11 protein-coding genes are annotated in these 10,072 nt (G+C 74.6%); 7 read left to right on the top strand and 4 right to left on the bottom strand.

Translation table 11 applies throughout. The features are described 5' to 3' along the window. Nucleotides 1-245: 245 nt before the first annotated feature. Nucleotides 246-1,991 carry an SbmA/BacA-like family transporter gene (locus H596_RS22300; RefSeq protein WP_051213356.1) on the bottom strand — a complete coding sequence of 582 codons (1,746 nt, stop codon included), beginning with the start codon at nucleotides 1,989-1,991 and terminating at the stop codon, nucleotides 246-248. Next, complete coding sequence (locus H596_RS0117690; RefSeq protein WP_027286007.1) at nucleotides 1,988-2,737, bottom strand: LOG family protein; 750 nt, start codon at nucleotides 2,735-2,737, stop codon at nucleotides 1,988-1,990. The genes H596_RS22300 and H596_RS0117690 overlap by 4 nt, the downstream gene beginning before the upstream one ends. 84 nt (nucleotides 2,738-2,821) lie before the next feature. Between H596_RS0117690 and H596_RS0117695 the strand changes: the two genes are divergently transcribed. Further along, nucleotides 2,822-4,417: an MBL fold metallo-hydrolase RNA specificity domain-containing protein gene (locus tag H596_RS0117695; RefSeq protein WP_027286008.1), complete on the top strand. Its 1,596-nt coding sequence runs from the start codon at nucleotides 2,822-2,824 to the stop codon at nucleotides 4,415-4,417. Between the two features lie 3 nt (nucleotides 4,418-4,420). On the opposite strand, the gene H596_RS0117700 is transcribed toward H596_RS0117695, so the two are convergent. Then, nucleotides 4,421-4,891, bottom strand: a complete 471-nt coding sequence (locus H596_RS0117700) for a hypothetical protein (protein ID WP_027286009.1) — start codon at nucleotides 4,889-4,891, stop codon at nucleotides 4,421-4,423. A gap of 120 nt (nucleotides 4,892-5,011) precedes the next feature. Between H596_RS0117700 and glpK the strand changes: the two genes are divergently transcribed. Genes glpK through H596_RS0117730 form a run of 6 tightly spaced genes read left to right on the top strand, consistent with a single transcriptional unit; the run spans nucleotide 5,012 to nucleotide 9,789 of the window. Continuing rightward, on the top strand, nucleotides 5,012-6,502 hold the full coding sequence (gene glpK / locus H596_RS0117705; protein ID WP_456307609.1) for a glycerol kinase GlpK: 1,491 nt from the start codon (nucleotides 5,012-5,014) through the stop codon (nucleotides 6,500-6,502). A gap of 2 nt (nucleotides 6,503-6,504) precedes the next feature. Next, nucleotides 6,505-7,878, top strand: coding sequence for an acyclic terpene utilization AtuA family protein (locus H596_RS0117710; RefSeq protein ID WP_027286011.1), 1,374 nt, complete (start codon nucleotides 6,505-6,507; stop codon nucleotides 7,876-7,878). Next, nucleotides 7,875-8,219 (top strand): AtuA-related protein, encoded by a 345-nt coding sequence (locus H596_RS0117715; RefSeq protein WP_027286012.1) that lies wholly within the window; start codon nucleotides 7,875-7,877, stop codon nucleotides 8,217-8,219. The genes H596_RS0117710 and H596_RS0117715 overlap by 4 nt, the downstream gene beginning before the upstream one ends. A 47-nt stretch (nucleotides 8,220-8,266) precedes the next feature. Beyond that, the gene (parA, locus tag H596_RS0117720; RefSeq protein ID WP_027286013.1) at nucleotides 8,267-8,890 is read left to right on the top strand and encodes a ParA family partition ATPase; all 624 of its coding nucleotides are present in this window, start codon (nucleotides 8,267-8,269) and stop codon (nucleotides 8,888-8,890) included. Between the two features lie 9 nt (nucleotides 8,891-8,899). Then, the gene (locus H596_RS0117725; RefSeq protein ID WP_027286014.1) at nucleotides 8,900-9,358 is read left to right on the top strand and encodes a CopD family protein; all 459 of its coding nucleotides are present in this window, start codon (nucleotides 8,900-8,902) and stop codon (nucleotides 9,356-9,358) included. Next, entirely contained in the window at nucleotides 9,355-9,789 is a 435-nt protein-coding gene (locus H596_RS0117730; protein WP_051213358.1) for a GNAT family N-acetyltransferase, read from the top strand. The genes H596_RS0117725 and H596_RS0117730 overlap by 4 nt, the downstream gene beginning before the upstream one ends. A 7-nt stretch (nucleotides 9,790-9,796) precedes the next feature. Here the strand turns inward: H596_RS0117730 and H596_RS0117735 are convergent. Further along, nucleotides 9,797-10,072: transposase (locus H596_RS0117735; protein ID WP_027286016.1), on the bottom strand; the 276-nt coding region annotated here is incomplete at its 5' end.

Raw genomic sequence — 10,072 nt, forward strand, 5'->3', positions numbered from 1 at the left:
ATGGCGGGCCGATGGTGCGCATCCACATCGGCCTCGAGGATGTGGCGGACCTGATCGCCGATCTCCAGCAAGGGCTGGCCGCGCTGGGGTAATACGGTCGGCATGTGATGCCGACCGTATCATACCAGCGGCCGCTGATCTGGATTCCTCAGGAGGCGGAGCGGCCGCTGGTATGCCTTTATTTTGGCGCGCAGCCGCCACACCAACCCTGCGCGCGATACGGTCGGCATGTCATGCCGACCGTATCACTCCCGCGCATGCCCGAAGCCCTGCCGCAGCCAGGCGATGAGCGGCGCCCGGCGCGGCGGGCGCTGGGCGGCGCGGGCGGCGGGCAGCGCCTCCCCCTCGGGGGCGGCGAGGACGATGCGCTCCGCCCCCTCCGGCGCGGGGGCGGCCATCACCACCACGGCCCGCGGCAGGGCGGCGCGCAACAGCGCGATCAGCCGGCGCAACTCCTCCGCCTCCAGCACCGAGAGCCCCTCGCCCACCAGCACCAGCGCGGGCCGGCTCAGCAGCAGCCGCGCGAAGGCGAGGCGCAGGCGTTCGGGCTCCTCCAGGCTCGCGGACCAGTTCGCCGTCTCGTCCAGCCGCGGCGCCAGCGCCCCGAGCCCGACGCCCTCCAGCGCCGCCACCAGGGCCGGGCGGGGAACCTCGCCCGTGGGGTCGAGCAGCCGCGCGAGCGCGGCTTCCGGCAGCCAGGCCGGGCGCGACCACAGCGCGCAGGCCTCGGGCGGCGGGCCGGCGACCCGCCCCCGCCCCCAGGGCCAGAGGCCGGCCAGCGCGGCCAGCAACGCGGCGGTGGCGGGGGGCGGCCCCTCCAGCCCCGCCAGCGCCCCGGGCGGCAGCGAGAAGGAGACGGGGCCAGCCAGCGGCGCGCCCGAGGCGGCGCAGAGCGCGAGCCCCTCCGCCGCCACCCCGCCCTCTTCGGCGCTGCGCGCGATCCCGCCCTCCGGCCCCGCCCCGGCCGCGGCCTCCGCCAGGGCCAGGAGCCGGTCGGCCGAGGCGTGCCATTCCGCGAGCCGCGCCGTGTTGTCCACCGGCCAGGAAAGGGCCGAGACCGCCTGCTGGAAGCCCTGGCCGATCTGCACCAGCACGCCGAGTGAAATCTCCCCCGCGAGGTAGCGCGGGGCGGAGACGAGCAGCGGCAGCACCGGCGCGATGCTGGTGTAGGCGGACTGGAAGCCGAGCAGGTTGCGCAGCCCCGCCGTCTGCCGCCGCCAGGCCTCGCCCAGCGCGGCGAAGCGCGTCTGCGCGCCCCCGCGCGCCTCGGCCTCGCCGCGGGCGAGCGCCAGCGCCTCCGCCTCGTCCCGCGCGCGCACCAGCGCCGAGCGCAGCTCCGCCTCCGCGCGCTGGCGGCCCTCGGTGGCCTGGGCGAGCGGCCGGCCCAGCGCGAAGGCCGCCGCCGCCCCGGCGAGGGCGTATAGCAGCGCGAGCCAGACCATGTGCCCCGGCACCGGCACGCCCAGCACGCTCACCTCGCCCGAGAGCGCCCAGAGCAGCCCCACGAAGGCGCCGAGCAGCATGAGGGCGTAGAGCAGCGTCGCCAGCAGCTCCACCGCATGCTCGGTGGCGATGCGGATGTCCTCGGCGATGCGCCCGTCCGGGTTGTCGGGCGCGTCCGCGAGCTGGGCGAGCCGCCATTGCCGCCCCTCGGCCAGCCAGGCCTCCAGCAGCCGCGCCGTCAGCGCCCGCCGCCAGCCGAGCGCGAGGCCGCGCCGCGCCTCCAGATGCGCGGCGTTGCTCACCACCACCGCGAGCAGCAGCGCGCCGAAAATGCCCACCGCCCCCCACAGCCCCGCCGCGTCGCGACCCTCCAGCGCGTCGAAGAGCCGCGCGTTCCAGAAGCTGAGCGCGACGACGAGCAGCACCTGCACCGCCGTGAGCAGCACGAGCAGGGCGAGGGCGGCGAGGGTGCGCCGGCGCAGCAGCCAGGGCCGCGAGAGGCCGAGGAAGCCGCGCAGCGCCGAGGCGTGCGCCCCCTGCCCGTTCATCCCCGCACGGCCACGCCGGCCGCCTCCAGCGCGCGCCAGGCCGCCTCGCCATCGGGCGCGAAGCGGAGGAGGTCGAGGTCCGCGCGCTCGATCATGTCGGCCTCGACCAGCTTCTCCCAGGCGATCGCGCCGCGCCAGAAGGCCTCGTCCACCAGCACGACGGGCACGGGGCCCATCCGTCCGGTCTGGCGCAGGGTGAGGATCTCGAACAGCTCGTCCAGCGTGCCGAAGCCGCCGGGGAAGACCACCAGCGCCCGCGCGCGCATGGCGAGATGCAGCTTGCGGATGGCGAAGTAGTGGAACTGGAAGGTCAGCTCCCGCGTGGTGTAGCGGTTGGGCGCCTGCTCGCGCGGCAGGCGGATGTTGAAGCCGATGGCGGGCGCGCCGGCCTCGCGCGCGCCGCGGCAGGCGGCCTCCATGATGCCCGGCCCGCCCCCGGTGGCGATCACGTTGTCGCGCCAGCCGCCCACGGGATGCAGCGCGCCGCCGGCTTCGGAGGCGAGGCGGCCGAATCGCCGCGCCTCGGCATACCAGCGCGGCTGCGCGCCCGGCCCGTCCTCGCGCACGCGCGAACTGCCGAAGACGACGAGGGTGGAGCGGATGCCCGCGGCGCGCAGCGCCTCCTCGGCCTTCAACTGCTCGAGCTGCAGCCGCACGCCGCGCGCGGCGGGGCTGCGCAGGAACTCGTGATCCAGCAGCGCGAGGCGATAGCTCGGCCAGTCCTTCGCGCGGCGGCCTCTCGTCATGCTCCCTCCGGTGCGCGCGGCTGGCGGGGGCGGCGCGCCGCGCTATGCTGCCAAAACCGAGGCAGATGAGGGAGGCCGCCCGGCATGGTCACGCTGCGCTTCTGCGGCGCCGCCCGCACGGTGACGGGCATGTGCCTCTTCCTCGAGACCGCGCGCGGCCGGCTGCTGGTGGATTGCGGCATGTTCCAGGGCCCCAAGACGCTGAAGGCCCTGAACCACGAGCCCTTCCCCTTCGACCCGCGCTCGCTCTCGGCCGTGCTGCTCACCCATGCGCACATCGACCACAGCGGCCTGCTGCCGCGGCTGACCAAGGCGGGCTATCGCGGCCCCATCCACGCCACCCGCGCCACCATGGATCTCTGCTCCTGCATGCTGCCCGATGCGGGGCACATCCAGGAGAGCGAGGTGGAGATCCTCAACCGCCGCAACCGCCGGCGCGGGCGGGCGGAGGTGCAGCCCATCTACACCGCCGAGGACGCGGAGCGCTGCCTCGAGCAGTTCCGCCCGCTGGCCTATGGCGAGTGGATCGAGCCGCTGCCCGGCCTCGCCGCGCGCTGGTGGAATGCGGGGCACATGCTGGGCTCGGCCTCCATCGAACTCCGCATCGAGACCGAGGGCGGGCCCATGCGCGTGCTCGTCTCGGGCGACATCGGCCAGCCTGGCACGAACATGCAGCCCGACGCGGAGGGCCCCTCGGGCGGGCTCGACCACCTCATCCTCGAATCCACCTATGGCGACGAGGAACGCCCGCGGGTGGACGAGGCCGGCCGCCGCGCCGCGCTGGCCGCCCTGCTGCGCGAGGCGGCGCGCGCCGAGGCCGCGCTGCTGATCCCCACCTTCGCGGTGGAGCGCGCGCAGGAGGTGATCCTCGACCTCGTGGGGCTGATGGAGGCGGGGCAGGCGCCGCGCGCGCCCATCCATCTCGACAGCCCCCTCGCCATCCGCGCGAGCCGGGTCTTCGCCCGCCACGCCGCCGCGATGGAGGAAGGGGCGCGGCTGCGCGCCGCGCTCGGCGCGCCGCAGCTCGTCCACGTCACCGACGCGGAGGAGAGCCGCCGCCTCGCGCGGCGCGAGGGGTTCCGGATCATCCTCGCCGGCAGCGGCATGTGCGAAGCGGGGCGCATCCGCCAGCACCTGCTCGCCAATCTCTGGAAGCCGGGAACCATCGTGGCGCTGGTGGGCTACCAGGCCACCGGCACGCTCGGGCGGCTGCTGCAGGACGGCGCGCGGCGCGTGCGCATCCTGGGCGAGACGGTGAAGGTGGCGGCCCGCATCGAGACCATCGAGGGCTATTCCGCCCATGCCGATGCGGCGGCGCTGACGCGCTGGGCCGCCGCGCGCGGGCCGGTGTCGGGCGGGATCTTCCTCGTGCATGGCGAGCCGGAGGCGAGCACCGCCCTCGCCGCGCGGCTGGCCGGGGCGGGGGTGGCGCCGGCCGCGCGCATCGCCCGCCCGGTGCTGGACGAGGGCTTCCGCCTCGCTCCCGGCGCGGCGCCGCAGCCCGCGCCGCGCCTGCCGCGCGCGCGCCGCCTCCACCCCGAGGAGGTGGGCCTGCCCGACTGGCACAACCAGCGCGCCGCGCTGCTGCTCGGCATCGAGGAGGCGCTGGATACCGCGCCCGACGACGAAACCCGCGCGGCGCTGCTCGCACGGCTGCGCCGCGCGGTGGAGGGGCGCTGAGCCTCAGCGCCGGGGCGGCAGTTCCGAGATGCCCAGCCGCGCGGGAATGCCGCTGCCGCCGCCGAAGACGCCCACCCAGATGTCGTACTGGCCCGAGGGCGGGCGCTGCAGCACGATGCCCGGGTTCAGCCCGTCGAAATCGTCGTTGCAGATCCAGGAACCGTCGGGGAGGTTCACCACCAGCGTCGTGTCCTCGCGCGACTGCGCGAAGAGGTAGAGCGGGAAGGTGCCGGCCGTGTAGTTCAGCCGCACGTCGGGCGCGTTGGCGATGCTGCCCGCGCAGTCCGGGCCAAGACGGTTGGCGGCGATGGTGCCGCCCGCCGTCACGTCGATGAAGCGCGGATCGGGCGTGAAGCCGGCCACCAGCGAGATGGTCCCGAAGGTGGGGTTGAGGTTGAAGTTCTGCGCCGGAACCGGCGCGGCGAGCAGGCCGAGGGACAAGGCGGCCCCGGCGGCCAGGGTGGCGAGACGCATGCGGCTTTCCTTCCTCTTGTCGTGTCCGCGAGGGCGAGGATAGGAGCCGCCGCTTCGCCCCGGCAAGGCAAAGGGACATGAAATCGCAGGGACTTCGCATGTTATGCGCCCTGGCGCATGATCCCGCGCATGGGCCTGCTTCTCGCCCTCGACCAGGGCACCACCTCCACGCGCGCCATCGCCTTCGATGCGTCGCTGCGCCCGCGCGCCATGGCGCAGATCCCGCTGCCGCAGCATTTCCCCGAACCGGGCTGGGTGGAGCACGACGCCGAGCAGATCGCGAGCCACAGCCTCGCCGTGCTGCGCGAGGCGCTGGCCCGGGCGGGCGCGACGCCGGCCGAGGTGGCGGGCATCGGCATCACCAACCAGCGCGAGACCACCGTGCTGTGGGAGCGCGCCACCGGCCGGCCCATCGCCCCCGCCATCGTCTGGCAGGACCGCCGCACCGCCCCCGCCTGCGAGGCGCTGCGCGAGGCCGGGCACGGCGCGCTGATCGCCGCGCGCACCGGGCTGCTGCCCGATCCCTATTTCTCCGCCACCAAGCTCGCCTGGCTGCTCGATCGCGTGGAGGGCGCGCGCGCGGCGGCCGAGCGCGGCGCGCTCTGCTTCGGCACCATCGAGAGCTTCCTGCTCTTCCGCCTCACCGAAGGCCGCGCCCACGCGACCGACGCGACCAACGCCGCGCGCACCATGCTGCTCGACATCCATCGCGGCGCGTGGGACGAGGAGCTGCTCGCGCTCTTCCGCATCCCGCGCGCCCTGCTGCCCGAGGTGCGGGACTGCGCCGCCCCCTTCGGCGAGACGAGCCTGCTCGGCGGGCGCATCCCCATCCTCGGCATGGCCGGGGACCAGCAGGCCGCCACACTCGGCCAGGCCTGCTTCGCCCCGGGCATGATGAAGGCCACATACGGCACGGGCTGCTTCGCCCTGCTCGTCACCGGCGAGGCGGCCGTGCCCTCGCGCCACCGCCTGCTCACCACCATCGCCTGGCAGCTCGGCGGGCGGCGCAGCTACGCGCTGGAAGGGGCGATCTTCAACGCCGGCACGGTGGTGCAGTGGCTGCGCGACCAGCTCGGCATCATCCGCGACGCCGCGGAGTGCGACGCGCTGGCCGCGCGCGCCAACCCGGCCGAGCGGCTGCACTTCGTGCCCGCCTTCACCGGGCTCGGCGCGCCCTGGTGGGACGCCGCGGCGCGCGGGGCGATCCTCGGCCTCACGCGCGGCTCGGGCCGGGCCGAAATTCTGCGCGCCGCGCTGGAGAGCGTGGGGCTGCAGACGGCCGATCTGCTGCAAGCCATGCGGCGCGACTGGCCCGCCATGGGCGAGGCGGTGCTGCGCGTGGACGGGGGCATGAGCCGCAGCGACTGGACCATGCAGTTCCTCGCAGACATCCTCGGCGCGCCGGTGGACAGGCCCGTGGTGCAGGAAACCACGGCGCTGGGCGCGGCCTATCTCGCGGGGCTGCAGGCGGGGCTTCTGCCCCCGCCCGGCGAGGCGGCGGGCTTCTGGGCGCTCGATCGCCGCTTCACCCCCGCCATGCCGCGCGCCGAGGCCGAGGCGCGCCACGCCGCCTGGCAGGGCGCGGTGCGCCGCGTGCTGGAGGGCGGCTAGCCATGTTCCTGCTCGGCAACGGCGCGGGCTTCTCGGGCGACCGCGTGGACGCGCCCATCCCGGTGCTGCGCACCCTCATCGCGCGCGGCCTGCCGGCCGCCATGTTCTTCGAGACGCTGGGCGAGCGCACCGTGGCGCTCGCGCATCTCGAGAAGCGGCGCGACCCCGCGCTCGGCTACGAGCCCATGCTGGAGCGGCTGCTCGAGCCCATCCTCGCGCCCGCCCATGCGCACCGCATCCCGCTGCTCGGCAACTGGGGCGCGGCGAACCCGCCCGCGGCCGCGCGCGCGGTGGCGCGGCTCGCCCTCGCCCAGGGGCTGCCCGGGCTGCGCATCGGCCTCGTCGAGGGCGATGACGTGACGGCGCTCGTCGCGGGCGGGCAGCTTCCGGTGCACGAGGCCGACGCCGGGCTCGACATGGGCGCCTGGAGCCTCATCGCCGCCAACGCCTATATCGGCGCCGAGCCGCTGGTGGAGGCGCTGCGCCTCGGCGCCGATGTGGTGGTGGCCGGCCGCACCAGCGACCCCGCCCTCGCCATCGCGCCGCTCGCGCATCACTTCGGCTGGCGCTTCGACGACTGGCAGGCGCTGGCGGTGGGCGCGGCGGCGGGGCATCTGCTCGAATGCGGCAGCCAGGTCACGGGCGGCGTGTTCTGGGACCCGGGCGTGAAGGACATCCCCGACCCCGCCAACATCGGCTTCCCCATCGCCGAGGTCACGGCCGAGGGCGGCCTCCTGATCACCAAGGCCGAGAACACGGGCGGGCTCGTGGACCTGCGCACGGTGAAGGAGCAGCTCCTCTACGAGCTGCACGACCCCGCGCACTACGTCACGCCCGACGTGGTGCTCGACATCACCCGCTGCACCCTCGCGCAGGAGGGGCCGGACCGCGTGGCGGTGCGTGGCCTCATCGGCCACCCCCGCCCCGAGACGCTGAAGGTGACGGCGAGCTTCGAGGGAAGCTGGCTCGGCGAGGGCGAGGTCAGCGTCGCCGGCCCCAATGCGCTGGCCCGCGCCCGCGCCACCGCCGATGTGCTGCTCGAGCGCCTGCGCCGGCGCGGCCTTTCCGTGCGCGCGCGGGTGGACCTGATCGGCGTCGCCTCCGTCCATGACAGCGACGCGGGCGTGCTGTGGCGCGCCTATGAAGGGCCCGAGCCGCCCGACATCCGCATCCGCCTCGCCGTGGAATCCGCGCGCCGCGACGACGCCGACCAGGCGGCGCGCGAGGTGCTGGCCCTGCTCTGCTGCGGCACGGCCGGCACGGGCGGCGCGCGCTGGCGCGTCACGCCGCGCATCCTCACGCAGAGCCACCTCGTGCTGCGCGAGCGCGTGCCCACCCGCGTGACGGTGCGCGAAGCCCGGGAGTTCGCCGCATGAGCGAGGTGGAGGTGCCGCTGCACCGGCTGGCGCACAGCCGCGCGGGAGACAAGGGCAACCGCCTCAACCTCTCGCTGATCCCCTATGACCCGGCGCTCTACCCGATCCTGGCCGAGCAGGTGAGCGAGGCGCGCGTGCTCGCCCTGTTCCGCCACCGCGGCGCCACGCGCTGCACGCGCCACGATCTGCCGCTGCTTTCAGCCTTCAACTTCGTGCTGGACGAGGTGCTGGAGGGCGGCGTGAACGGCAGCCTCAACCTGGACGGGCACGGCAAGACGCACAGCTTCCGCCTGCTCTCGCTCACCGTCCGCGTGCCGGAGGCGCTGGCCCCGCGCGGCTGAGCCGCCCCGGCTGCTATGCTGCGCGCGGCGAATCGCAGGAGCCGGCCATGGCGCTCGTCCTCACCGTCGCGCAGCAGAAGGGGGGCGCGGGGAAATCCACCCTCGCGGCCAATCTCGCCGTCGCGCTGGCCGAGGGCGGGGGCCGGGTGGCGCTGCTCGACGCCGACCCGCAGCGCACCCTCGCCCGCTGGCACGCGCTGCGCCCCGCCACCGCCGCGGCGCTGCGCTTCGACGCGCCCTCGGGCTGGCGGCTGACCGGCGCGCTCGACCGGCTGCGGCGCGAGGTGGAGTTCGTGGTGGTGGACACGCCCCCGCACGCCGAGACGGACAGCCGCATCGCCATCCGCGGCGCCGATCTCGTGCTGGTGCCGCTGCAGCCCTCCCTGCCCGATCTCTGGGCGAGCGAGGCGACGCTGGCGCTCGCCGAGGCCGAGAAACGCCCGCACCGGCTGGTGCTGAACCGGCTTCCGCCCTCGGGCCGGCTGCGCGACGTGGTGCTGGAGGAGCTGGCGCGCCGGAAGGCGCCGGTGATGGCCGAGAGCCTGGGCAACCGCACCGCCTTCGGCACCGCCTTCGCGCTCGGCCTGGGCGTGACGGAGGCCGCCCCGCGCGGGACGGCGGCGGAGGAGGTGCGCGCGCTGGCCTCTTCCCTCCGGCGCTTCAAGGCGTAGTTTGCGGGCATGACCGCGAAGCTCGCCTATCTGCTCCATGTCCTGTTCGCCGTGCTCTGGGTGGGGGGCATGGCCTTCGCCATCCTCGCGCTGCGGCCCTCCCTCGCCGCGCTGGAGCCCGCGCAGCGCCTGGCGCTGCTGGGCGGGGTGCACCGGCGCTTCTTCCTCGTCGTCTGGCACGCCATGCCGATCGTGCTGCTCTCGGGGTATTTCCTTCTGTTCGGCCATTACGGCGGCTTCCGCGGCGCGGGCTGGCACGTGCACCTGATGCACCTGACGGGGCTGCTGATGGCGGCGATCTACGTCGCGATCTTCACCGGCCCCTGGAAGCAGATGCGCGCCGCGCTGGCCGCGGGCGACCTCAAGGCCGCGGGCGAGGCGAACGAGAAGCTGCGCCAGATGGTCACGCTCAACCTCGCCCTCGGGCTGCTCACCGTGGGCGTCGCGGCCTGGGGGCGCCTCGGGTGAGCGCGCCCGCGCCGCGCATCACCATCAGCGACGACGACTATCCGGAGCTGGAGGCCGTCGCCGCCATCCAGCGGGGCCTGCACCTGTTCAACCAGGAGATGGGCGGCCCCTATGACCGCGAGCCCGTGACCGTGCTGGCGCGCGACGAGCAAGAGGTGGTGAAGGGCGGGCTGCTCGGCCTCACCTACTGGAACTGGCTGTTCATCGACTGGCTGTGGCTGGCGCGCGAGGTGCGCGGCCGCGGCCTCGGCACCGAGCTTCTGGCCCGCGCCGAGGCCATTGCGCGCGCGCGCGGCTGCACCGACGCCTACACCGACACCTTCAGCTTCCAGGCCCCGCATTTCTGGGAGCGCAATGGCTGGACCGAGGCGGGCCGGCTGGACGGCATGCCGCCCGGCCATGCGCGCATCTGGTATCGCAAGAAACTCTAGACCATTTTCACATCATCCGTGGATAACCTGAGTGGGCAAAGTAGTTTGCGCACTCTTTCGGTGTGAAGGCTTCGAGGCTCTGGCCGATGGTGTTCCACAAGGCCTCGATGTCCCTGGGCGCGGCGGCGCGGACGAGGTTCTTGAGCTTGGCGAAGACCTGCTCGATGGGGTTCATGTCGGGCGAATAGGGCGGCAGGTGGCGCAGTTCGGCACCGCGCGCCTCGATGGCGGCGCGCACGCCCGGTGACTTGTGGCATCGCAGATTGTCGCAGATCACTATGTC

The sequence above is a fragment of the Rubritepida flocculans DSM 14296 genome (assembly GCF_000425365.1).
In the GTDB taxonomy this organism is placed as follows: Bacteria; Pseudomonadota; Alphaproteobacteria; order Acetobacterales; family Acetobacteraceae; genus Roseococcus; species Roseococcus flocculans.

What these genes read in the sequence shown, in the direction of transcription:
- H596_RS0117695 (WP_027286008.1), top strand. Translation starts at nt 2,822, where the DNA reads ATGGTCACGCTGCGCTTCTGCGGCGCCGCCCGCACGGTGACGGGCATG.
- parA (WP_027286013.1), top strand. Translation starts at nt 8,267, where the DNA reads ATGGCGCTCGTCCTCACCGTCGCGCAGCAGAAGGGGGGCGCGGGGAAA.
- H596_RS0117725 (WP_027286014.1), top strand. Translation starts at nt 8,900, where the DNA reads ATGACCGCGAAGCTCGCCTATCTGCTCCATGTCCTGTTCGCCGTGCTC.
- H596_RS0117700 (WP_027286009.1), bottom strand. Translation starts at nt 4,891, where the DNA reads ATGCGTCTCGCCACCCTGGCCGCCGGGGCCGCCTTGTCCCTCGGCCTG.
- H596_RS0117710 (WP_027286011.1), top strand. Translation starts at nt 6,505, where the DNA reads ATGTTCCTGCTCGGCAACGGCGCGGGCTTCTCGGGCGACCGCGTGGAC.
- H596_RS0117715 (WP_027286012.1), top strand. Translation starts at nt 7,875, where the DNA reads ATGAGCGAGGTGGAGGTGCCGCTGCACCGGCTGGCGCACAGCCGCGCG.
- H596_RS22300 (WP_051213356.1), bottom strand. Translation starts at nt 1,991, where the DNA reads ATGAACGGGCAGGGGGCGCACGCCTCGGCGCTGCGCGGCTTCCTCGGC.
- H596_RS0117690 (WP_027286007.1), bottom strand. Translation starts at nt 2,737, where the DNA reads ATGACGAGAGGCCGCCGCGCGAAGGACTGGCCGAGCTATCGCCTCGCG.